This is a genomic window from Serratia sp. CY31944, assembly GCF_052169175.1.
Lineage (GTDB): Bacteria > Pseudomonadota > Gammaproteobacteria > Enterobacterales > Enterobacteriaceae > Serratia > Serratia sarumanii.
In genome coordinates this window covers 274,047-296,268 of record NZ_JBJNLG010000005.1, presented here as the reverse complement: position 1 = coordinate 296,268, position 22,222 = coordinate 274,047, and the positions used below count along the sequence as shown (strand labels likewise).

General features: G+C 59.9%; 19 protein-coding genes. 9 read left to right on the top strand and 10 right to left on the bottom strand.

From position 1 onward, the window contains the following. Window positions 1-72: 72 nt before the first annotated feature. The 3 genes from asmA to udk all read right to left on the bottom strand — a co-directional run bounded on the left by asmA (window position 73) and on the right by udk (window position 3,299). Window positions 73-1,905 carry an outer membrane assembly protein AsmA gene (gene asmA / locus ACJ8IN_RS08550; RefSeq protein WP_060421527.1) on the bottom strand — a complete coding sequence of 611 codons (1,833 nt, stop codon included), beginning with the start codon at window positions 1,903-1,905 and terminating at the stop codon, window positions 73-75. A gap of 44 nt (window positions 1,906-1,949) precedes the next feature. Further along, window positions 1,950-2,531, bottom strand: a complete 582-nt coding sequence (gene dcd / locus ACJ8IN_RS08545; protein WP_004938917.1) for a dCTP deaminase — start codon at window positions 2,529-2,531, stop codon at window positions 1,950-1,952. Window positions 2,532-2,657: 126 nt separating this feature from the next. Beyond that, window positions 2,658-3,299 (bottom strand): uridine kinase, encoded by a 642-nt coding sequence (udk, locus tag ACJ8IN_RS08540; RefSeq protein ID WP_004938922.1) that lies wholly within the window; start codon window positions 3,297-3,299, stop codon window positions 2,658-2,660. Window positions 3,300-3,531: 232 nt separating this feature from the next. On the opposite strand from udk, the gene ACJ8IN_RS08535 reads away from it, so the two are divergent. Continuing rightward, window positions 3,532-4,161, top strand: a complete 630-nt coding sequence (locus tag ACJ8IN_RS08535) for a phosphatase PAP2 family protein (RefSeq protein WP_033637734.1) — start codon at window positions 3,532-3,534, stop codon at window positions 4,159-4,161. A gap of 45 nt (window positions 4,162-4,206) precedes the next feature. Here the strand turns inward: ACJ8IN_RS08535 and apbC are convergent, their stop codons facing one another. Continuing rightward, window positions 4,207-5,319, bottom strand: coding sequence for an iron-sulfur cluster carrier protein ApbC (gene apbC / locus ACJ8IN_RS08530; RefSeq protein WP_060421523.1), 1,113 nt, complete (start codon window positions 5,317-5,319; stop codon window positions 4,207-4,209). A gap of 159 nt (window positions 5,320-5,478) precedes the next feature. Between apbC and metG the strand changes: the two genes are divergently transcribed. From metG to sanA, 8 genes are all read left to right on the top strand, one after another. Then, entirely contained in the window at window positions 5,479-7,506 is a 2,028-nt protein-coding gene (gene metG, locus ACJ8IN_RS08525) for a methionine--tRNA ligase (protein ID WP_033637732.1), read from the top strand. A 222-nt stretch (window positions 7,507-7,728) separates the two neighbouring features. Next, the gene (locus ACJ8IN_RS08520; protein WP_219229947.1) at window positions 7,729-8,796 is read left to right on the top strand and encodes a sugar ABC transporter substrate-binding protein; all 1,068 of its coding nucleotides are present in this window, start codon (window positions 7,729-7,731) and stop codon (window positions 8,794-8,796) included. 130 nt (window positions 8,797-8,926) lie between these two features. Next, on the top strand, window positions 8,927-10,141 hold the full coding sequence (locus ACJ8IN_RS08515) for an MFS transporter (protein ID WP_101427966.1): 1,215 nt from the start codon (window positions 8,927-8,929) through the stop codon (window positions 10,139-10,141). 138 nt (window positions 10,142-10,279) lie between these two features. Continuing rightward, window positions 10,280-10,687, top strand: a complete 408-nt coding sequence (locus ACJ8IN_RS08510) for a CidA/LrgA family protein (protein ID WP_033654965.1) — start codon at window positions 10,280-10,282, stop codon at window positions 10,685-10,687. Next, complete coding sequence (locus ACJ8IN_RS08505; protein WP_033646779.1) at window positions 10,684-11,379, top strand: CidB/LrgB family autolysis modulator; 696 nt, start codon at window positions 10,684-10,686, stop codon at window positions 11,377-11,379. Before ACJ8IN_RS08510 ends, ACJ8IN_RS08505 begins: the two co-directional genes overlap by 4 nt. Before the next feature lie 137 nt (window positions 11,380-11,516). Continuing rightward, entirely contained in the window at window positions 11,517-12,401 is an 885-nt protein-coding gene (gene cdd, locus ACJ8IN_RS08500; RefSeq protein ID WP_041034193.1) for a cytidine deaminase, read from the top strand. Window positions 12,402-12,622: 221 nt separating this feature from the next. Next, window positions 12,623-14,320: an NAD-dependent malic enzyme gene (locus tag ACJ8IN_RS08495; RefSeq protein ID WP_033637726.1), complete on the top strand. Its 1,698-nt coding sequence runs from the start codon at window positions 12,623-12,625 to the stop codon at window positions 14,318-14,320. Window positions 14,321-14,489: 169 nt separating this feature from the next. After that, window positions 14,490-15,233: an outer membrane permeability protein SanA gene (gene sanA / locus ACJ8IN_RS08490; RefSeq protein WP_033637725.1), complete on the top strand. Its 744-nt coding sequence runs from the start codon at window positions 14,490-14,492 to the stop codon at window positions 15,231-15,233. Between the two features lie 124 nt (window positions 15,234-15,357). Here sanA and ACJ8IN_RS08485 read toward each other — a convergent pair whose 3' ends face one another. From ACJ8IN_RS08485 to yeiB, 6 genes are all read right to left on the bottom strand, one after another. Further along, complete coding sequence (locus ACJ8IN_RS08485) at window positions 15,358-15,750, bottom strand: tautomerase family protein (RefSeq protein WP_033654967.1); 393 nt, start codon at window positions 15,748-15,750, stop codon at window positions 15,358-15,360. A gap of 239 nt (window positions 15,751-15,989) precedes the next feature. Further along, window positions 15,990-17,000: a galactose/methyl galactoside ABC transporter permease MglC gene (gene mglC / locus ACJ8IN_RS08480; protein ID WP_004938953.1), complete on the bottom strand. Its 1,011-nt coding sequence runs from the start codon at window positions 16,998-17,000 to the stop codon at window positions 15,990-15,992. A gap of 11 nt (window positions 17,001-17,011) precedes the next feature. Further along, on the bottom strand, window positions 17,012-18,520 hold the full coding sequence (gene mglA, locus ACJ8IN_RS08475; RefSeq protein ID WP_033637724.1) for a galactose/methyl galactoside ABC transporter ATP-binding protein MglA: 1,509 nt from the start codon (window positions 18,518-18,520) through the stop codon (window positions 17,012-17,014). A 99-nt stretch (window positions 18,521-18,619) separates the two neighbouring features. Next, window positions 18,620-19,612: a galactose/glucose ABC transporter substrate-binding protein MglB gene (gene mglB / locus ACJ8IN_RS08470; RefSeq protein ID WP_039566832.1), complete on the bottom strand. Its 993-nt coding sequence runs from the start codon at window positions 19,610-19,612 to the stop codon at window positions 18,620-18,622. Window positions 19,613-19,876: 264 nt separating this feature from the next. Continuing rightward, window positions 19,877-20,914, bottom strand: coding sequence for an HTH-type transcriptional regulator GalS (galS, locus tag ACJ8IN_RS08465; protein ID WP_033646782.1), 1,038 nt, complete (start codon window positions 20,912-20,914; stop codon window positions 19,877-19,879). Between the two features lie 127 nt (window positions 20,915-21,041). Continuing rightward, the gene (yeiB, locus tag ACJ8IN_RS08460) at window positions 21,042-22,214 is read right to left on the bottom strand and encodes a DUF418 domain-containing protein YeiB (RefSeq protein WP_103772489.1); all 1,173 of its coding nucleotides are present in this window, start codon (window positions 22,212-22,214) and stop codon (window positions 21,042-21,044) included. Between the last annotated feature and the right edge of the window lie 8 nt (window positions 22,215-22,222).

The following is a 22,222-nucleotide window of genomic DNA, read 5'->3' as shown; positions in this document are numbered from 1 at the left end:
GTAACGGAGGGAAATTATCGCGGGAAACGCCGATATTGACGCGAGCCGTAAAACGGCCCGCGTCAGGAGGGATTACAGCTTGTCGAGCAGCTTCTTCAGATCCTGGCCTTCGCGCGAATCCTTGTTCTTTTCAGCCCATTTGTTCAGCGCATCTTTAGCCCGATCCTGCAGCGTTTTGCGCAGCACCTGATCGACCTGCAGTTGGTAATTCAGCCGTTGCCACGGCCCGTAAACCCGCAGCGGGATCGGCGTTTTTTGCAGTTGCTCGATCAGTTCGCCGCGCCCTTGCCAGCCGCCTGTAACGCGCACGTTAAGCGCCATATCGCACTGTTTTCCCGGCATATCGATACTGCCGGCGCCGGTCAGCGCCAGCAAAGGCGAATCCGCCGTCAGGCTGCTGAGCTTGACAGTGCCCTGGCTCAGGCTGGCCCGCGCCGAGACGCTTTTGACTTCGGTATAGCGCTGATAGCTGTCTTGCCCGCGCACGCTGTTATCATTGCGCGCCACCGCCTGTTGGATCAATTGCTGAATGTTCAGGCCGTGCAACTGCGCATCCTGCATTGCCAACTGCGCCGTACCGCGCCAACGGTGCTCAAATGACTGTGAGGAAAGGCGATCGCCGGTCAAATCTCCTTTCATGCTGAATTTGCCGGTCAGTATCTGCGGCATGTCGAAGGCTTTGAGCACCGTGCCGAGCTCAACCTGGTTCAGGGTCGGCTGCACGTTTATCACCGGTTTATTGCCGCGAGCATCGAGCGATCCCGGCAAGGAGAAATCGCCGCCGGCCAATTGCCCGGCAAGTTTATGCAGCGTCAGCAGGCCGCGTTGATTATCCGCCGCGACGGCTAACTGGGTAACGTTCATACCGCGGTAGGTCAACTGCGCCGCCTGCAGATTCAGCTGTGCATTGAAATCGCGCAGCGCTTCCAGGTTCTGCTGCCGATCGTCAACCTGGCTGGCGATCACCGGCGCGGCGGTCACGGCGGGCTGCTCGGCGGTATTCGTGCTGGATTGCCAACCGGAAAGCGCGTCGAGATCGAGATTAGCCGAATTCAGGTTCACCACATAGCCGGGCACCGCCCCCAGGCTGGCGCTGATATCGCCGGTCAACTGGCTGTTATTGGCACTGACGTTCAGCTGGCTGACGGCAATTTGCGCCGGCGTCTGCTGATAGACCACCTGAGCATTGCCCTCGCCTTGAATACCGCCGTTCGGAATATCTGCCCCCGCCAATTGGTAATTGAACTGGGTCACCTTGGCACCGATCTGGTGCGGGAACTGCTGCAGATCGATATCGGCCGCCATGCTGAAGGCCAGGTCGCGCTGATCGCGGTTGACCCGGCTGGAGATGTCCAGCCGCGCCTGCCGTTTCTCCGTTTGCTGCAGGGTAAGATTGATGTCCCGGACATTGATTTGCTCGTTGTCGGCGCGCTGCCAAATCAACAGGCTGTCCACGACGCGCAGGTTATCGATATCGAATTTCCAGGCCGCGTCTGCCGCATCAGCGCCGCTGCCGGCCGGCGCAATCGGGGCGTCCACTTGCGAGTGCTCTTCACTGTCGGGGGTGAGGCGAATGACGGCGTTTTTCAACATCACCTGTTTCACAAACAGCTGATGCGACAGCAGCGGCAACAGTTTGACGTCAAGGCGCATGTTTTCCGCGCTCACCACCGGCGCCTTGGCGCCCGGCGCGGTCAGCGTCATGCGCCCGGCCAAAATGCTGAGCTGCGGCCAGATATGCCAACGCAGGTCGCCTTCGAGCGTCAGCTGGTAGCCGCTCTTCTGCTCGACCTTTTTGACCATGTAACCGCGAAAATCATTCGGATTGACCAGCAGTACCAGCGCGGACATCCCCGCCACCACGACCACCAGTAAAATCGCCAATGTCGTCAGTAATCTTCTCATGCCACCCTCTTGTCAGCGCCACACCGACGGTGCATCCCGCGCCGTTAGTCCTTGTCGATTCGACTGGCTACTGCGCCCTGCTGATCGCGATATTTTGCGTCCTGCCGGCTGTTGTATGGCCGGGCCGCCGGGCCGGACAACGGCTCAAAGCTCAAGGCACCAATCAGCATCCCCGGCCGCAGCGCCAGCGGCAGCTTGCCGGAGTTGTAAAACTCCAGCACGATGCGCCCGTGCCAGCCCGGATCGATACGGTGCGCGGTCACGTGCACCATCAGCCCCAGACGCGCCAGAGAAGAACGGCCGTCGAGCCAGCCCACGAGATCGTTCGGCAGCGTCACGGATTCGAACGTCACCGCCAGGGCCAGTTCACCGGGATGAAGGAAGAACGCCTCGCCTTCCGGCAGGACAATCTCGTCGCTCATCACGCGATCCAGCGCAGCGCTGACTTCATCTTTCGGCCCGCTAAGATCGATAAAAGGCGCGGTATGACCGCGGAACACGCGGAACTGATTGCCCAAACGGACATCTACTGTGGCCCCGTTGATGCGTTCGAGCGGCGGGCGCGGGGAAATCACCAGTTTCTCGCTATCCAGCCAGGCTTCTATATCGCGGTCGCACAGTCTCATGTCTTTCTTCTCCATCAAAACGCGTAACTAAACAAAAATTGCCACACAACGGGCGAAAGGTCTACGCCGGGGTGCAAATAGTTGGCCGCCGGCCGGAAATGCGCATTTCCGGCCATGTAAGCGGCATTATTCAAAGAATTGGCTGATTTTGGCTTTCAGAATATCGATCGCGATGCGGTTTTTGCCGCCGCGCGGGACGATGATATCGGCGTATTGTTTGGAAGGTTCGATAAACTGCAGGAACATCGGGCGCACGGTTTTCTGGTATTGCGCCATCACCGAATCCATCGAGCGGCCGCGCTCATTGACGTCGCGCTTCATGCGGCGCATCAGGCAGATATCGAGCGGCGTGTCGACAAAGATCGAGAAGTTCATCTCCTGGCGCAGGCGGATATCCGTCAGCAGCAAGATGCCTTCCAGAATGATCACTTTTTTAGGTTCGAGATGGACGGTTTCTTTCTTGCGCGTGTGTTCGGTGTAGCTGTACAGCGGCAGTTCAATCGCCTTGCCGGCCTTCAGCATCTGCAGATGCTGGAACAGCAGGTTGTGATCCATGGCGCTCGGGTGGTCATAGTTGGTTTTGACCCGTTCTTCCATGGTCAGGTGAGTCTGGTCTTTATAGTAACTGTCTTCTGGAATAACGCCGATGTGCTCATCGCCGACCTGCTCGCGGAGTTCGCGGTACAACGTGCTGGCGATAAGGCTTTTTCCGGAGGCAGATGCGCCAGCTATACCAATAATGACGCACTGATGCGGATTGTCAGTCATAAAATTAAAGACCTGATTTCGTGTTGTGAAGGGGGGGGAACTAAAACGCGACAATTATAGGGAGTCGCCGGGGATTGCGCCACTGTATATTGCGCGGCGGCGGGCGAATTCGGGCTGCCACGCCACGGGCACGCGGCATTTTAAGAATCTCGCGGCTAGGGCAACGCGCCGTAACGGGTTACACTCCCCGGCGCTGACTTTTGCTCCCCGCCCCCTTTCATCGGAGATTGATGTGCTGGATTGGTATTTTCTGACTTTTTTCGGCGACAGCATGTTGTTGCTGCCTTGCGCGCTGATTCTGTTTTTATTGCTGCTCATATCTCCCGCCACCCGCGCGGCGGGTTGGCAGTGGGCGCTGATCTTCGGATTCACCGGCGGGGTGGTCTGCCTGTCCAAACTGGCCTTTATGGGCTGGGGCATCGGCAGCGAGCGTTATGATTTCACCGGATTCAGCGGCCATTCAGCTCTCGCGGCCAGCATCTGGCCGCCACTGCTCTGGACGTTGACCGGCCGATTTTCCCACCCGATACGCAGCATCGCTTTGCTGACCGGATGGATATTGCCTTTCGCCATCGGCGTGTCGCGGCTGGAAATTCGCGTGCATTCGGTATCAGAGGTGATCAGCGGGCTGATTTTAGGCTACCTGGCCAGCGCACTGTTCCTGCGGTTGCAACGGAACAAAGCGCGCCCGCATCTCTCCTGGCCGCACTTCGCCATCGCGCTGGCCTTGCCCTTGGCGCTGATGGGGCAGCGGCAGCCGGCCCCCACCCAGGGATTGCTGGAGCATATCGCCAAAACGCTGGCGCAGATCGAACGCCCTTATACCCGGGCAGATTTGCACAACCCCACCCGCATCCCATAAAAAAACCCGGCGCTTGAGCCGGGTTCTTGCAGTGCGATAGGCAGATTACAGCGCGCGGAACGCGATCTCCGTCGGGATCGCCTCGCCCTGCCAATACATCTGCGCGGCCACGCGGCCGGCCAGTTGACGATACATCTCGGCGAATTCGCTGTCCGGGCGGCTGATCACCGTCGGCGTACCGCGATCCAGGTCTTGGCGCAGCGAGATATGGAGCGGCATCTGCCCCAGCAGGCGGCTGTGGTATTTCTGCACCAGCTTCTCGGCGCCGCCGGTGCCGAAGATCGGCTCATGGTGGCCGCAGTTGCTGCAGATATGCACGCTCATGTTCTCCACGATGCCCAGCACCGGCACATGCACTTTCTCGAACATCACGATGCCCTTGGCGGCATCCAGCAAGGCGATATCCTGCGGCGTGGTGACCACCAGCGCGCCGGTTACCGGAATATTCTGCGACAGCGTCAGCTGGATGTCGCCGGTGCCCGGCGGCATATCCAGCACCAGATAATCCAGATCCGGCCACAGCGTATCCTGCAGCAGCTGCATCAGCGCCTTGCTGGCCATCGGGCCGCGCCACACCATGGCGTTGTCGTCGGTCACCAGATAGCCGATGGAGTTGGTCGCCAGGCCGTGCGCCATGATTGGCGCCATGTGCTGACCGTCCGGCGAAGTCGGCCGCTCATGTTCGGTGCCCAGCATGTTGGGGATCGACGGGCCGTAAATGTCGGCGTCCAGAATGCCGACCTTGGCACCCTCGGCGGCCAGCGCCAGCGCCAGGTTGACGGCGGTGCTGGATTTGCCCACCCCGCCTTTGCCGGAGCTGACGGCGACGATGTTGCGCACGCCTTTGATGCCGGCCTGGCCGTTGGCGCGTTTCAGCGTCGTGATGTCGTGTTTCAGCTTCCAGTCGATGGCGGAAGCGCCGGTCACGCGCAGCAATTCGGGGCCGACGCTCGCCTGCAGCGCCTCAAAACCGCTCTGCCAGGCAAACGGCATCGTCAGTTCGATATGCAGCACATCGTCCAGCAACGCGCAGTGATGAATGGCCTTCAATGCGGTCAGGTTGTTTTTCAACGTCGGGTGTTCAAAGGCGGCCAGTACACCGGTCACCAGGGCGCGCAGAACTTCGGGGTTGGTCTGCTCAGGGGATTTTGCGTTCATCCCGGCTCCTTGATTTTGAATGGGTAGCTTCCGGCTAAGCATATCAGAACTGCGCTGCCGCTGACGCATATAACCTGCAAGAAACCGCCCTAGCAGCGAAGGGCGCGATCGGTTAACATCGAAGGCCCTTTTATTCATTACAGAAAGCAAGTTCTCACTATGGCTCAAGTCGCGAAAAAATTATTGGTGACGTGCGCGCTACCGTACGCAAATGGTTCCATCCATCTCGGCCACATGCTCGAGCACATCCAGGCGGATATCTGGGTGCGTTACCAACGAATGCGCGGCCACGAAGTGCATTTCATCTGCGCGGACGACGCGCACGGCACGCCGATCATGCTGAAAGCGCAGCAGCTGGGCGTGAAACCGGAAGAAATGATCGCGGAGATGAGCCAGGAGCACCAACAGGATTTCGCCGGCTTTGGCATCAGCTATGACAACTACCATTCGACCCATAGCGATGAAAACCGCGAGCTGTCCACCCTGATTTACAGCCGCCTGAAAGAAAACGGTTTTATCAAGAACCGCACCATTTCTCAGCTGTACGATCCGGAGAAAGGCATGTTCCTGCCGGACCGTTTCGTGAAAGGCACCTGCCCGAAATGCAAATCGCCGGATCAGTACGGCGACAACTGTGAAGTGTGCGGCGCCACCTACAGCCCGACGGAGCTGATCGATCCGAAGTCCGTGGTTTCCGGCGCGACGCCGGTGATGCGCGACTCCGAGCACTTCTTCTTCGACCTGCCGGCCTTCAGCGAAATGCTGCAGGCGTGGACGCGCTCCGGCGCGCTGCAAGAGCAGGTGGCGAACAAAATGCAGGAGTGGTTCGAATCCGGCCTGCAGCAGTGGGACATCTCCCGCGATGCGCCTTACTTCGGCTTCGAGATCCCGGATGCGCCGGGCAAATACTTCTACGTCTGGCTGGACGCGCCGATCGGCTACATGGGCTCCTTCAAGAACCTGTGCGACAAGCGCGGCGATCTGGACTTCGACGAGTTCTGGCGCAAAGACTCCACCACCGAGCTGTATCACTTTATCGGCAAGGACATCGTCTACTTCCACAGCCTGTTCTGGCCGGCGATGCTGGAAGGCAGCAACTTCCGCAAACCGACCAACCTGTTCGTGCACGGCTACGTGACGGTGAACGGCGCCAAAATGTCCAAGTCGCGCGGCACCTTCATCAAGGCCGGCACCTACCTGCAGCATCTGGACGCCGACTGCCTGCGCTATTACTACGCCGCCAAGCTCTCTTCACGCATTGATGACATCGATCTCAATCTGGAAGACTTCGTGCAGCGCGTAAACGCCGATATCGTCAACAAGGTGGTGAACCTGGCGTCGCGCAACGCCGGCTTTATCAACAAGCGCTTCGGCGGCAAGCTGGCCGACAGCCTGGCCGATCCGGCGCTGTACCAGACCTTCGTTGACGCGGCGCAGAGCATCGCCGAAGCTTACGCCGGCCGTGAGTTCAGCCGCGCGATCCGTGAAATCATGGCGCTGGCCGATCTGGCCAACCGCTACGTGGATGAGCAGGCACCTTGGGTGGTGGCGAAGGAAGAAGGCCGCGACGCCGATCTGCAGGCCATCTGCTCGATGGGCATCAACCTGTTCCGCGTGCTGATGACTTACCTGAAGCCGGTGCTGCCTTCGCTGACCGAACGCGCCGAAGCGTTCCTCAACGCCGAGCTGAGCTGGGACGCAATCCCGCAGCCGCTGCTGGGCCACCAGGTGAACGCATTCAAAGCGCTGTTCAACCGCATCGATCTGGACAAGGTCAGCGAGATGGTCAACGCCTCGAAAGAAGACATGGCCGCAGCCAAGCCGGTGACCGGTCCATTGGCCGATGATCCTATTCAGGAAACCATCACCTTTGACGACTTCGCCAAGGTGGACATGCGCATCGCCCTGATCAAGAGCGCCGACTTTGTCGAAGGCTCCGACAAACTGCTGAAACTGCAGCTGGATCTGGGCGGCGAATCGCGCCAGATCTTCTCCGGCATTCGCTCCGCCTACCCGGATCCGAAAGCGCTGGAAGGCCGCCTGACCATCATGGTCGCCAACCTGGCGCCGCGCAAAATGCGCTTCGGCGTTTCGGAAGGCATGGTGATGGCGGCAGGCCCCGGCGGGAAAGAGATCTTCCTGCTGAGCCCGGACAGCGGCGCGCAGCCAGGCATGCAGGTCAAGTAACCGCGCCGGCGCGTTACATCAAGGGTCGAGCTTGCTCGGCCCTTTTTTAATGCCTCAAACCCGACGTTATAAGTAGTAAGAAAAAGTCATAACCGCTCTGATTCCCTCGCCCGCCGCATCCCGCTATGATGCTCAGCAACAACAAATAGACGTCCAGATAGAAAGACTGCTATAACAGACCTTCACCGGGATCGTTAACCTGCTTTTTTGGAGCCTATAATAATGAAAAACCTCAAGACTTCGCTGCTCGCCCTCTGCCTGCTGGCCGCCCTGCCGCTGCAGGCGGCGGAAACCGCCGCCGTGCCGGCCGCCATCGCTCAGCATCAGGGGCCGGTGCGCATCGCGGTGATCCGCAATCTCGGCTCCGACGACAACACCACGCAATTTTTGGCGGGTGCCATTCAGGAAGGGCGCAAGCTGGGCTTCAAAGTGGACACCTTCCTCAGCAACGGCGACGACGCGCGCTTCCAGGACTTCGTCAACCAGGCTATCAGCCAGAAATATGACGGCATCATTCTCTCGCAGGGGCGAGCCCCCTATTCCACCGAGCTGGTCAAACGCATCGCGGCGGCCGGCATCGCCGTCGCGGCTTTCGATACCGACGTCAGCGGCAGCGTTCCCGGCGTCACCGTCTCGCAGCAGGACGACGCTTCGCTAGCCAACGCCTCCTTCGGCCAGCTGGTGAAGGATTTCAACGGCCAGGCCAACATCATCAAACTCTGGGTGGCCGGCTTCCCGCCGATGGAACGCCGCCAGGCCGCCTATCAGCAGCTGCTGAAACAGCATCCGGGCATTCACGAGCTGGAATCGATCGGCGCGGTCTCCTCCGACGTGCAGGGCGATACCGCCAACAAGGTAGGCGCGGTGCTGGCGAAATACCCGAAAGGCAAGATTGACGCCATCTGGGGCACCTGGGATGCCTTCACCCAGGGCGCTTACAAGGCGCTGAAAGAGAACGGCCGCACCGAAATCAAGCTGTACAGCATCGATATCTCCAACCAGGACTTGCAGCTGATGCGCGAAGCCGGCAGCCCGTGGCAGGTCAGCGTGGCGGTGGATCCGAAGCTTATCGGCGCAGTCAACCTGCGCCTGGTGGCCAACAAGATCGCCGGGGAAAGCACGCCGGACAGCTATCAGTTCAAAGCGACGGTCATTCCGCAAGCGCTGCTGCTGGCGCAGCCGGGGCCGGTCAACGTCGCCGGGCTGGCGAAGATCATCCCCGGCTGGGGCAGCAGCAGCGATTTCGTCCAGCCGTGGTTCGCCACGCTGCAGGCCGAACACGGTAAATAGTGCTGTTTTTGACGAGGCTGGCGACGCAGCCTCTGTTTTTAACCTAATTATCGGCTTTCCCCTTCCGTCCTCGCCAAAATACGCTATGTTATCTGCATCGCCCATAACTGTATGCATAAACAGGCTTCGAATGAAGGGATTCCCCTCGCTGATCAACGTACTGCTGGCCAGTTCACTGGTGTTGACCATCGGCCGCGGCGTGACGCTGCCGTTCATCACCATCTACCTCACCGAGCATTTCCATCTGCTGCCGAAGAGCGTGGGCGTGATCCTGGGCGTCAGCCTGACCCTCGGCATCCTTGCCAGCCTGTACGGCGGCTATCTGGTGGACAAATTCAGCAAAAACCGCCTGATCCTGCTGTCGATTGTCTTGTTTGCGCTGAGCTTCTTCGCCATTCCCTGGATCCCGCGCCCCGGCGGCGTCATCGTGGTGCTGGCGATCCTGCATACCTGCTATTCGGTGCTGAGTATCACCATCAAGGCCTGCTTCGCCGACTGGCTGCCGGTCGAGCAGCGCATCAAGGCTTTCTCTATCAACTATACGTTGGTCAACGTCGGCTGGGCGATCGGCTCTGCGCTCGGCGTGCTGGTGGCCGGGCTTAGCCCGCTGCTGCCGTTTTATCTGTCGGGCGGGTTGGCGCTGGCGACGGTGGCTGCGCTGAGCCTGCGCTTGCGCGGCCGGGAACAGCGCCCGGCGCCAACCGCCGCCGCAACTGCGGGGCTCCCCAACTTCCGCCAGACGGTGACTATCCTGCGCAGCGATCGGCGGCTTATCTACTTCACTCTCGGCAGCACCCTGGGCGCCGTGGTGTTCGGTCAGTTCACCGGCTATCTGTCGCAGTACCTGATCACCGTCTCCAGCGCCGAGTTCGCCTACAAGATCATCGGGCTGGTAATGATCGTCAACGCCGGCATCGTTATCGCCCTGCAATACTTGCTCAGCCGCGGCATGCGCCAGGAAAACATGCTGCGCTGGCTGGTGCTGGGCACGCTGTTTTTCATCGTCGGGCTGCTCGGTTTCATGATGGCCGGCCAGGCGGTCTGGCTGTGGATGGTGGCGATGGCGGTGTTTACCCTCGGCGAAATCATCGTCATTCCGGTGGAATACATGTTCATCGACTTTATCGCGCCGCCGCATCTGAAAGGCAGCTACTATGGGGTACAGAACCTCAGCGCGCTGGGCGGCGCCATCAACCCGGTTCTGAGCGGTATGCTGCTCAGCTATGCCGCGCCGCCGTTGATGTTCGTGATGTTGATCGTTTGCGCGCTGCTTAGCCTGCTGTTTTTCTTCCTTGGCCATCGGCTGGCAGAACAGGCTGCGGCAACCGCCGAAGACGCGCGCTGAATCCGCGCGTAGCGGCCATTCCGGGCTGTCAACCCGCCGATCGGGCATGGCGCCCATAGCGAGAATTCATGGCGCGATCTGTGGCATGGCTCACAGTTCAATTGTATGATGAATGCATCGGTTAAACGGGAAAAGACAATGGCCAACGTGCTCACACTATGCTGGAAATACCTGAGGGCTCTGCTCCTCATCTACCTTTGTCTGTTCGTCGGCAACGCGCTGGCGGCGCTGCTGCCGTTCGCCATTCCCGGCAGCATTCTCGGCATGCTGCTGCTGTTCGCCCTGCTCTCTACCCAGATTATGCCGGCCAAATGGGTTAAACCCGGCTGCCATCTGCTGATCCGCTACATGGTGCTGCTGTTCGTGCCGATCGGCGTCGGGGTGATGAAATACTACGACCAGATCGTCGCGCATCTGGGCCCGCTGGTTATCTCTTGCCTGATCAGTACGCTGATGGTGCTGGTGGTGGTCGGCTATACCTCACATTATTTTCATCGCGAGCGCCGCATCGCCGGCAAACCCGACGACACGGAGGGTAACTCATGATCCATGAAATCTGGTGGTCGCTGCCGCTGACGCTGGCGGTCTATTTCGCCGCGCGCTGGCTGGCGCGCAAGCTGAATATGCCGCTGCTCAACCCGCTGCTGGTTTCCATGGCGGTGATCATCCCGCTGCTGCTGCTCACCGGCATCCCCTATGAGCGTTACTTCCTGGGCAGCAAAATCCTCAACGATCTGCTGCAGCCGGCGGTCGTCGCGCTGGCCTTCCCGCTGTATGAGCAGTTGCACCAGATCCGCGCGCGCTGGAAATCGATTATCGCGGTGTGCTTCATCGGCAGCCTGACCGCCATGATCAGCGGCGGCGCCATCGCCCTGTGGCTGGGCGCCACGCCGGAAATCGCCGCCTCTATCCTGCCGAAATCGGTCACTACGCCGATCGCCATGGCCGTCGCGGACTCACTCGGCGGCATTCCGGCGATCAGCGCGGTCTGCGTCATTTTCGTCGGTATCCTCGGCGCCGTGTTCGGCCATACGCTGTTCAACCTGTTGAAAATCACCACCCACTCGGCGCGCGGCCTGGCGATGGGCACCGCGTCCCACGCGCTGGGCACCGCACGCTGCGCGGAGATGGACTACCAGGAAGGCGCTTTCGGCTCGCTGGCGCTGGTGATCTGCGGCATCATCACCTCGCTGCTGGCACCGTTCCTGTTCCCGGTGCTGCTGCACCTGTTCAGTTGAACAGGGTAAAACTTGCGATACATCTCGCATTTATGTATCTCATTGCACTAATTTCATCAATTAAGAGACATTAATCACACTTTAATGTCTCTGGCCTGCCTAGAATGTTATCCCGTTAACCTGTAGAGAGACTTTCTATGCACCCGCGTTTTCACACCGCGTTCAGCGCACTGCCCGCGACACTGCAATCCGCCCTGCAGCCCTATCTGGACGCGCCTGACTTTCCGGCGATGTTCACGGCCGAGCAAGCGGCGGCGATCCGCACAGGCTGCGGGCTGGACGATGATGCGCTGGCATTCGCGCTGCTGCCGCTGGCGGCGGCCTGCTCGTTAACCCCGATATCGCACTTCCACGTCGGCGCCATCGCGCGCGGGCAAAGCGGCAACCTCTATTTCGGCGCCAATATGGAATTCAGCGGCGCGCCGCTGCAGCAATCCGTGCATGCGGAACAGAGTGCGGTGACGCACGCCTGGCTGCGCGGCGAAAAAGCGCTGGCCTCGGTCACCGTCAACTACACGCCGTGCGGCCATTGCCGCCAGTTTATGAATGAACTGAACAGCGGCGGCGAGCTGCAGATCCGTCTGCCGGGCCGCGCGCCGGCCACGCTGGCGGACTATCTGCCGGACGCCTTCGGCCCGAAAGATCTGGATGTCGCCTCGCTGCTGATGGACGAGGTCGATCATGGCCATCAGCTGGCGCTGAACGATGCGCTGGCACAGGCGGCGCTGGCGGCAGCCAACCGAAGCCACGCGCCGTACAGCAACGCCCACAGCGGCGTGGCGCTGGAAACGGCGGACGGCACCATCTACGCCGGCCGCTATGCGGAAAACGCCGCCTTCAACCCGAGCCTGCCGCCGCTGCAGGCCGCGCTGATCCTGCTGAACCTCTCCGGCGGCGACTGCCTGAACATCCGCCGCGCCGTGCTGGCCGAACCGCAGGAGGCGATCATCAGCCAATGGGACGCCACCCGCGTCACCCTGGCGGCGCTGGGCTGCCAAAACGTCAGCCGCGCCGCGTTCTAAGCGCTCAACGGCGGAGCCATCCGGTTCCGCCGCTAACAGCCCCGCCCGCCAAATACAATGCCCCGACGCCGCCAGAGACACTTTCTTTAGTTAAAAAATCATTTGATTGTCGATAATTACGCCAACCTGGTTCATCATCTGGCAACAAATGCTGTACATCTGCTCTTTATCTCTTAGGATCGTCGGCAATAAAGTTATCTGATACGTGAAGAGTAAAACTGATGGAACTAGAATACGAAAGCAAACGCCCGCTCTACATCCCTTACGCCGGCCCGATTCTGCTGGAATTTCCGCTGCTGAACAAAGGCAGCGCTTTCACCGAGGAAGAACGTAGCCACTTCAACCTGCACGGCCTGCTGCCGGAAGCGGTGGAAACCATCGAAGAACAGGTGGAACGCGCCTACCGTCAGTATCAGGATTTCAAGAACGATAACGACAAGCACATCTACCTGCGCAACATCCAGGACACCAACGAAACCCTGTTCTACCGCCTGCTGGACTCGCACCTGAGCGAGATGATGCCGATCATCTACACCCCGACCGTCGGCGAGGCCTGCGAGCACTTCTCCGATATCTATCGCCGCGCGCGCGGGCTGTTCATCTCCTACCCGAACCGCGATCGCATCGATGACATGCTGCAAAACGCCACCAAGCAGAACGTCAAGGTGATCGTGGTCACCGACGGCGAGCGCATTCTCGGCCTGGGCGATCAGGGCATCGGCGGCATGGGTATCCCGATCGGCAAGCTGTCGCTGTACACCGCCTGTGGCGGCATCAGCCCGGCCTATACCCTGCCGGTGGTGCTGGACGTCGGCACCAACAACCCGCAGCGCCTCAACGATCCGCTGTACATGGGCTGGCGCCATCCGCGCATCTCCGGCGAGGAGTACCACGCCTTCGTCGAAGAGTTTATTCAGGCGGTCAAACGCCGCTGGCCGAACGTGCTGCTGCAGTTCGAAGACTTCGCGCAGAACAACGCCACCCCGCTGTTGAATCGCTACCGCGATGAGATCTGCTGCTTCAACGATGACATCCAGGGCACCGCCGCGGTGACCCTCGGCAGCCTGATCGCCGCCAGCCGCGCCGCCGGCAGCCAGCTGCGCGATCAGACCGTCACCTTCCTCGGCGCCGGTTCCGCCGGCTGCGGCATCGCCGAGCAGATCATCGCGCAGATGAAGTCCGAAGGGTTGAGCGAAGACGAAGCGCGCGCCCGCGTGTTTATGGTCGACCGCTTCGGCCTGCTGACCGACAAACTGCCGAACCTGCTCGACTTCCAGAGCAAGCTGGTGCAGAAGAGCGACAACCTGGCCGGCTGGGAAACCGCCAGCGACGCCATCTCGCTGCTGGACGTGGTGCGCAACGCCAAGCCGACCATTCTGATCGGCGTGTCCGGCCAGCCGGGGCTGTTTACCGAAGAGCTGATCCGCGAGATGCACAAGCACTGTGAACGCCCTATCGTGATGCCGCTGTCCAACCCGACCTCGCGCGTGGAAGCCCGTCCGGAAGACATCATCAACTGGACCGACGGCGCCGCCCTGGTGGCGACCGGCAGCCCGTTCGCGCCGGTGAGCTATAAAGACCAGCTGTATCCGATCGCCCAGTGCAACAACTCCTATATCTTCCCCGGGATCGGCCTCGGCGTGCTGGCCTCCGGCGCCACCCGCGTCACCGACGCCATGCTGATGGCCGCCAGCCGCGCGCTGGCGGACTGCTCGCCGCTGGCCACCGACGGCCACGGCGCGCTGCTGCCGAATATCGACGATATTCAGGGCGTGTCGAAGTGCATCGCCATGGAAGTGGGTAAAGCCGCGCAGCTGCAGGGCGTGGCGATCGTCACCTCCGAAGACGCGCTGTCGAAAGCCATCGAACACAACTTCTGGCGGCCGCAATACCGCAGCTACAAGCGCACCTCGTTCTGAATGGCGCGCTGAAATGACCCAGCCCGGCTCCGCCGGGCTTTTTTGTGCGGCAAAAACGCCGAAAAATGCGGCGGCGCGCGTGCTTCAGGCGGTTCGCGTCTTGCGTAGGTCGGTCAGGTAAAGTAGCCTTGATCCATCTTTTTCAGCCCGGCGCGCGTAAGGCAACAACATGTGGAAACGCCTGATCATCAGCCTGTTCATCTTCATTGCGGTGTTGATGGGTTCGGCTATTGCGCTCGATCGCTGGATCAGCTGGAAAACCGCGCCTTACGTCTACGACGAACTGCAGGCATTGCCGCACCGCCAGGTCGGCGTGGTGCTCGGCACCGCCAAGTATTACCGCACCGGGGTGATCAACCAGTACTACCGTTACCGCATTCAGGGGGCGATCAACGCCTATAACAGCGGCAAGGTGAAATACCTGCTGCTGAGCGGCGACAACGCCCAGCAAAGCTATAATGAGCCGATGACCATGCGCCGCGATCTGATCGCCGCCGGCGTGGCGCCGAGCGATATCGTGCTGGACTACGCCGGCTTCCGCACCCTGGACTCCATCGTGCGCACCCGCAAGGTGTTCGACACCAACGATTTCATCATCATCACCCAGCGTTTCCACTGCGAGCGCGCGCTGTTCATCGCCCTGCACATGGGCATTCAGGCGCAGTGCTACGCGGTGCCGTCGCCGAAAGACATGATGACGGTGCGCGCCCGCGAGATCTTCGCCCGCCTGGGCGCACTGACCGATCTCTATATCCTCAAGCGCGAACCGCGCTTCCTCGGCCCGCTGATCCCGATCTCCGCCATGCACACCGTGCCGGAAGACGCCCAGGGCTATCCCGCCGTTTCGCCGGAACAGCTGGTGGAGCTGGAGCACAAGCTGAAAGAAGAGAAGCAGAAAGCCAAACAGCCTTAATCATCCGGCAGAGGGTTTTACACGCGCCCCCAGCAATACGCTAAAAGGGCGTATTATGCGAGAAAACGCCGTGTTAACGAATACCGGATGATTTGCGTAAAGCCCCTCTACGTACGCTGACAGCTTATTGCGACATTGAAAGTGGGGATGCCCTTCTGCCACCGCCGAATGAACTATTCAAACGGTCCAATTCAATGAAGAGGACCATCAGGTCATTGCTGTCCAGTCCAATCAGGGCGAGTTCCTGTACCAGTGACTGTAAGAGTAATTGTTTGCGGGCATCGGGGGAGCCAGAGGAAAGCATAGCTTCAATCAACACGAAGTTAGCGCTGCGGGGGGATTCCAGATCGGGATAAGTGGGATCCACATATAAATCGTCTTCCTCAAGACTGATAAAGCGCTGGAATTGATCGTTCGCAGGATAGCCGGTTTTTACTACCGCCGCGTGAATAGCTGATGAAATTCTTTTCTTATCAAGCGTATTACGTCTTTTCAGCGTAATGGTAAATACAGGCATAGTTTGCTCCCTGAGAACGGTAGATAAAACCAGTTTACTGACTTCATGTCATGTTGGTAGCCCGAAAACTGTGTCACGCTGTAACCAACCCAACCTCAAGATCGGGCAATATCCCTTACCCGAAACCACCCAGCCAGCCATTGCCAAATAATACCTTATTATTTTGCCTAGCCCCGTACACCGCCCAACGTAACAAGGCCGGCAATAGGCCGGCCTTTGTCGTCTGCGAAGTGGTAAATCTACTTCTTCTTGGCGTATTTCAACGAGTCCAGCGCCACGGCGAAGATGATGATGCTGCCCTTGATGATGTACTGCCAGTACGGGTTGATGCCGATATAGGTCAGGCCGTAGTTGATGACGGTGAAGATGATCACCCCGGTCACCACGCCCCACACCGTACCCACCCCGCCGGCGAAGGAGACGCCCCCCACCACGCAGGCGGCGATGGCGTCCAGCTCGTACATAAAGCCGAGGTTATTGGTGGCGCTGCCGATGCGCCCCGCTTCCAGCAGGCCGCCGAAGGCGTAGAACACGCCGGACAGCGCATAGATCATGATCAGGTTCAGCGGCACGTTGACCCCGGACACCTTGGCCGCTTCCGGGTTGCCGCCGATGGCGAAGATGTTCTTGCCGAAGCGGGTCTTGGTCCACAGGATCCAGACGAATATGATGGCGATCAGCGCATAGAAGGTAATGTACGACAGCTTAAAGTCGCCGAAGCGCAAGAAGCCCTGGGCAAAGGTGGAGAACTTCGGATCGAAGCCCGCGACCGGCGAAGCGCCGACCGAGTCGTAATACAGCGAGTTGATGCCGTAGACGATGATCATGGTGCCCAGGGTGGTGATGAACGGCGTCACGTTGAGATAGGCGATAATCAGGCCGTTAACCAGGCCGATCACCGCTCCGACCGCACACACCAGCAGGATAACCAGGGGAATCGACCAGGTTTCCATGTGCGGGAACACCTTGTTGACGTTATCCATCGACTGCAGCAGCGTGGCCGCCACCACCGCCGCTAGCCCCACCTGCCGCCCGGCGGACAGGTCGGTGCCCTGGGTCACGATCAGCCCCGCCACGCCCAGCGCGATGATGATGCGCACCGAAGACTGCGTCAGGATGTTGCTCAGGTTCATCAGGCTGAGGAAGGTAGGATCCTGAATGATGATGATGGCCAACAGCACCAGCAACACCACGTAAATGCCGCCTTCCTTGAAATAGGTAAATAAGGTTTTTTTATTTAGCGCGTTCATAATTCCGATCCTTAAAGGTGCAGGGAGGCGAGACGTAAGATTTCATTTTGCGAGGTCTGTTTGGTGTTAACGATGCCCGCAACCTGACCATTGCTCATCACCAAAATACGGTCGGTGATCCCCAAAAGCTCCGGCATTTCGGACGAGACGATAATGATCCCCTTGCCCTTCTTCGCCAGTTCGGTCATCAGCTGATAAATCTCGAACTTGGCGCCCACGTCGATGCCGCGCGTCGGTTCATCCAGCATCAGGATCTCCGGCTGCGTCAGCAGCCAGCGGCCGATGATCACCTTCTGCTGATTGCCGCCGGACAGCGAGCCGATATGGGTGTGATGCCCCGGCGTTTTCACCCGCATGGCGTCGATCACCCACTGGGTGTCGCTCTTCATCCGCGCGTTATCCAGCAGGCCGAGCTTGTTTTTATAATTGCGGATATTGGAGATCAGCGAGTTGAAGCCCACGTCGAGGTAGGCGTAAATCCCGGTGGATCGGCGCTCTTCGGTCACCAGCGCAAAACCGTGGTTGATCGCTTCGTTGGCGCTGTGGTTATCGATCGCTTTGCCGTGCAGCTTGATGGTGCCCGCCACCTTTTCGCGAATGCCGAACAGCGTCTCGACGATATCGGTGCGTTTGGCGCCCACCAGCCCGGCGATGCCGAGGATCTCGCCTTGATGCAGATCGAAGGACACATCGCGGATCGAGGGCTGGCGCAGCGACGTCAGGTTTTTCACCTCGAGGATCACCTCACCCGGCGTGTTCTGCCTGTCGGGGAAGCGCTGGCTGAGCGAACGGCCGACCATCATAGCGATGATCTTGTCCATATCCAGCCCTTCCAGCGGCTGGGTAGCGATCCACTGGCCGTCGCGCAGCACCGTTATCTCATCGCAAAGCTGAAAGATCTCTTCCATCTTGTGCGAGATATAGACGATGCCGCAGCCGCGCTCTTTCAGCTTGCGGATGATGGTGAACAGGTGATTGACCTCTTTTTCCGTCAGCGAAGAAGTCGGTTCATCCATGATGACGATTTTGGCGTCGTAGGAAAACGCCTTGGCGATCTCGATCATCTGCATCTGCGACACCGACAGGTTGCCCACCTTTTCGCGCGGGTTGATGTCGATATCCAGCTCGTCGAAGATCGCCTGGGTGTCTTTGAGCATTTTTTCCTGATCGACGAACAGGCCTTTGGTCGGATAGCGCCCCAGCCACATGTTGTCCATCACGGTGCGCTGCAGCACCAGGTTCAGCTCCTGGTGCACCATGGAAACGCCGTGCTCCAGCGCTTCTTTCGAACTCTTGAAATCGATCTCCCGGCCCTGAAACACAATGCTGCCGCTGTCTTTTTTGTAAATGCCGAACAGGCATTTCAGCAACGTCGATTTACCCGCGCCGTTCTCCCCCATCAGGGCGTGAATCGAGTGCGGGCGGACGCGTAAATTGACATTGTCCAAGGCTTTGACGCCGGGAAATGACTTACAGATATCCGTCATTTCCAGCAGAAATTCGCGTGAGCTATCGGCCATAAATACACCTGGCTTAACTGTCTTGCAGTCGTAAACATCCCCGCCGGCGGTATTCCTGGTGTTGGCGCCGCAGGCGGGGTCTTAGCGGGATCTCAATTCTTATTTAACAAACTGAGACAGGTTGTCTTTATCTACGCCGACGTAAGGAATACGCACGACTTTATTTTCGATTTTATATTGGGTGCCTTCGGTGGCCGGTTTGCCCGCCGCCAGGTTCTTCGCCAGCTCGAAGGTGGCTTTCGCCTGGTTGTCGGCGTCGTTCAGCACCGTGCCCGCCATCGCGCCGGATTTCACCAGCGCCAGCGCCTCAGGCAACGCATCGACGCCAAACACCGGGATAGTGGTCTTGTTATGCGCCTTCAGCGCTTCCACCGCGCCCATCGCCATGGCGTCGTTGTTGGCGATCACCACTTCAATCTTGTTGGCGTTCGGGCCGGAGAGCCAGGCGTCCATCTTGTCTTTCGCCTGCGCGGTATCCCACATCGCGGTATCCATCTGTAGCTGCTGGGTCTTGATGCCTTTCTCGTTCAGCGTTTTCACCACGTAGGTGGTGCGCGCTTCGGCATCCGGGTGGCCCGGCTCGCCTTTCAGCAGCACGAACTGGATCTGGCCGTCTTTGTTCAGATCCCAGGCCGGGTTGGCTTGCCAGTGTTTGGCGATCAGCTCGCCCTGGATCACGCCGGATTCTTTGGAGTCGGTGCCGACGTAATACGCCTTGTCATAGCTGTCCAACGCCTTGCGGGAAGGCTCTTTGTTGTAGAACACCACCGGGATATCGTTTGCGCGCGCCTTATCGATAACCACCGGCGCCGCGGCCGGGTCGACCAGGTTGATCGCCAGCGCTTTCACGCCCTTGGCCAGCAGCACGTCGATCTGATCGTTCTGCTTGGACTGGTCGTTCTGCGAGTCATTCATCAGCAGGGTGACGTCCGGTGAAGCTTTGGCGTCTTTCTCGATCGCCTTGCGCACCACCGACATGAAGTTGTCGTCGTATTTGTAAATCGTGACGCCAATACGGGTGTCAGCATGGGCTGCGGCGCCAAACATCATGGCTGCGGCCATGGCGGCCAGGGTGAAAACCTTCTTATTCATTGTCAGTCTCCGGTTCTGTGTAGGGTATTACTCGTCTTTGAGCCAATGGTCACCGGCAGTGCGCACACCCCAGGCCAGGCGATTTCCACTCAACACCTGCCGTCCGTGGATTTTGTTATTTCCGAGAAATGCTGTGTCAGCGCGAGATAAAGGTTGCAGCGGCAAGGGCCTTTGCGCCGGAAAACGCCTAGAGCATAGACGGCGTGATGTTAATATTCTGTGAATTTTCTCACAGATTGAAAACGGTTACACAAGATTAAATCGTCAGAGAGTGACCGTCGCCTCACTTTGCCAGGGGGCGACAGAATGGCGCCGCACCAGCGTCGGCATGAACAGATGAGCGGCCTGCGGCTCCGTCAGGCCTGCCGCGCCCTGCAACGCCAGCTCGGTGGCCAGCGTGGCCATCGAGACGATCGGGTAGCGCACCGTGGTGAGCTTGGGGCTGGTGTAACGCGCGATGGGGATGTCGTCGAAGCCGATCAGCGAGAAATGCTGCGGCACCGTGATACCGTTTTCTTTCAGCACCGCCATGGCGCCGGCGGCCATGGCATCGTTGTAGGCGAACACCGCGCTCAGCTGTAAGTTGCGCCCCAGCAGCTCCACCATCGCCGCCTCGCCGCCCTGCAGATCCGGCGAACCGTAGGCGCGCCAGTTGTCGGGCGTGGCCAGCCCGGCGGCGGCCATCGCCTGCGCATAGCCCTGCTGGCGCAGCGGCCCGTCTTCGATCGGGTGATTGGAGCCCAGATAGCCGATGCGCCGATGGCCTTGCGACAGCAAAAGACGCATCGCCATTTCCGCGCCGCAGACGTTATCCAGCCCGACGCAGCGCGGCTCATAGCCGGGAATAATCCGGTTGATCAGCACCATGCCCGGCACCTGCTCCAGAAAGCCGATCAGCTCGGCGTCGCTCAGGGCTTTGGCGTGAACAATCAGGGCGTTACAGCGCTGGCGAATCAGCACTTCGATCGCGTGTCGCTCTTTGTCCGCCTGATGATAGCTGTTGCCGATCAGCAGGTATTTGTGGTGTTTCTGCGCCACCGTGTCTACCGCTTTCACCAGCGCGCCGAAGAACGGATCGGAGACGTCCATCACCACCACGCCCAGGGTATCGCTGCTTTGGGTCGCCAGCGCCTGCGCGTTGGCGTTGGGGCGATAGCCCAGCTCCGCCACCGCCTGCAGCACCTGCTCGCGCGTCTCCTTGCTGGTCAGCGCGCTGTGGTTCAGCACGCGGGAGACGGTCGCCACGGAGACCCCGGCGCGTTTCGCCACGTCGCGGATGGTGATCGGATGAACTGGAGGCATGCGGGATCCTGAAATCGGGGTAGTGGCCGGTGGCGCTATCCTACCCCGATTGGCCCGCTGCTCTGCGTGAATTACGTCACAGGAAAGAAAACGTTTACATACATTTTTTTAACCTGCCGACGGGCGCTCACTTCAGCGTTTTGGGTTCCGCTTCGCCGGCGGCCAGCTGCGTCAGCTTGCGCCACAGCCACTCCATCGGCCCCTGTTCGAAGTAACGCAGCCACAGTGCGGAAAACGCCAGGTTGGCCAGCCAGACCAGCGGCACGAACGCCAACAGCTGCAGCCGGTCGAACTGCTCATAGAGGCCAAAGCGATAAAACAGCGTGGTGCAGATCAGCGTTTGCAGCAGGTAGTTGCTCAACGCCATGCGCCCCACCAGGGTCAGCCAGTGGGCGATGCGCATGCGCGACAGCGCGGGCCAGAAACCGTAACACAGCGCCAGATAGCCCATCGCCTGCAGCGGGGCGCCCAGCTCGCGCGGCACCTGCAGCAGGAAACCGCTCCAGCGATAGTCCCAATGCACCTGCCATTGCAGCGCCACCGCCGGCAGCTGGATCAGCACCGAAAGCGGCAGCAGCCACGCCGCCTGCCGCAGGTAATAGCCGGAGGAATAACTGCCGCGCAGCCAGCCGCTGCGCATCAGCCCGGCGCCGAACAGCATCAGCCCCGCTAGCTCCCAGCCATACTGCGCGCCGATGGCCAGCAGGCTGGACGAGAGCAGATCGACACGGCTGCGCCAGGCTTCGAAACCGCCCTGCAGCTTCCAGAACTTCTCGTACTGCAGCTCCGCCGCGCCCGGCTGCCAGAAGCTGCCCGGCTCACCGTGCGAGACGAAGCCGAGCAAAAGCAGCACCGCCACGCCGATCAAATACAGCACCACGCCGGTTTTCAGCAGTTGGAAGGTTTCTTTGGCTTCGCGGATCATGCGCCAGCACACCAGGCCGATCAGCCCGTAGGCCAGCAGAATGTCGCCGTCCCACAGGAAGATGGCGTGCGCAAGACCGAACAGCAGCAGCCACGACAGCCGCACGCGGATCCAGCTTTTGCCGCGCCGCAGCAGCATTTGCAGCCCGGCGCCGAACAGCAGCGCGAACATCGCCAGGAACTTGGCCTGGGCGAACAGATCGAGCAGCGCCCAGGTCCAGGCGTCGCGCGACGACGGCATGCCCAAATAGGCCGGGTTGAGGTAGGCGGCCTTCGGCAAGCCGAAGGCGCTGATGTTCAGCAATAAAATGCCGAGGATGGCGATGCCGCGCACGCAGTCCAGCGTGGCGATGCGCGGCAGAGGATGACTGTTCATTTTTTATC

Coding starts and splice junctions, on each gene's coding strand:
- asmA (WP_060421527.1), bottom strand. CDS start 1,905: ATGAGAAGATTACTGACGACATTGGCGATTTTACTGGTGGTCGTGGTG.
- dcd (WP_004938917.1), bottom strand. CDS start 2,531: ATGAGACTGTGCGACCGCGATATAGAAGCCTGGCTGGATAGCGAGAAA.
- udk (WP_004938922.1), bottom strand. CDS start 3,299: ATGACTGACAATCCGCATCAGTGCGTCATTATTGGTATAGCTGGCGCA.
- apbC (WP_060421523.1), bottom strand. CDS start 5,319: ATGAACGCAAAATCCCCTGAGCAGACCAACCCCGAAGTTCTGCGCGCC.
- metG (WP_033637732.1), top strand. CDS start 5,479: ATGGCTCAAGTCGCGAAAAAATTATTGGTGACGTGCGCGCTACCGTAC.
- ACJ8IN_RS08520 (WP_219229947.1), top strand. CDS start 7,729: ATGAAAAACCTCAAGACTTCGCTGCTCGCCCTCTGCCTGCTGGCCGCC.
- ACJ8IN_RS08515 (WP_101427966.1), top strand. CDS start 8,927: ATGAAGGGATTCCCCTCGCTGATCAACGTACTGCTGGCCAGTTCACTG.
- ACJ8IN_RS08510 (WP_033654965.1), top strand. CDS start 10,280: ATGGCCAACGTGCTCACACTATGCTGGAAATACCTGAGGGCTCTGCTC.
- ACJ8IN_RS08505 (WP_033646779.1), top strand. CDS start 10,684: ATGATCCATGAAATCTGGTGGTCGCTGCCGCTGACGCTGGCGGTCTAT.
- cdd (WP_041034193.1), top strand. CDS start 11,517: ATGCACCCGCGTTTTCACACCGCGTTCAGCGCACTGCCCGCGACACTG.
- ACJ8IN_RS08495 (WP_033637726.1), top strand. CDS start 12,623: ATGGAACTAGAATACGAAAGCAAACGCCCGCTCTACATCCCTTACGCC.
- sanA (WP_033637725.1), top strand. CDS start 14,490: ATGTGGAAACGCCTGATCATCAGCCTGTTCATCTTCATTGCGGTGTTG.
- ACJ8IN_RS08485 (WP_033654967.1), bottom strand. CDS start 15,750: ATGCCTGTATTTACCATTACGCTGAAAAGACGTAATACGCTTGATAAG.
- mglC (WP_004938953.1), bottom strand. CDS start 17,000: ATGAACGCGCTAAATAAAAAAACCTTATTTACCTATTTCAAGGAAGGC.
- mglA (WP_033637724.1), bottom strand. CDS start 18,520: ATGGCCGATAGCTCACGCGAATTTCTGCTGGAAATGACGGATATCTGT.
- mglB (WP_039566832.1), bottom strand. CDS start 19,612: ATGAATAAGAAGGTTTTCACCCTGGCCGCCATGGCCGCAGCCATGATG.
- galS (WP_033646782.1), bottom strand. CDS start 20,914: ATGCCTCCAGTTCATCCGATCACCATCCGCGACGTGGCGAAACGCGCC.
- yeiB (WP_103772489.1), bottom strand. CDS start 22,214: ATGAACAGTCATCCTCTGCCGCGCATCGCCACGCTGGACTGCGTGCGC.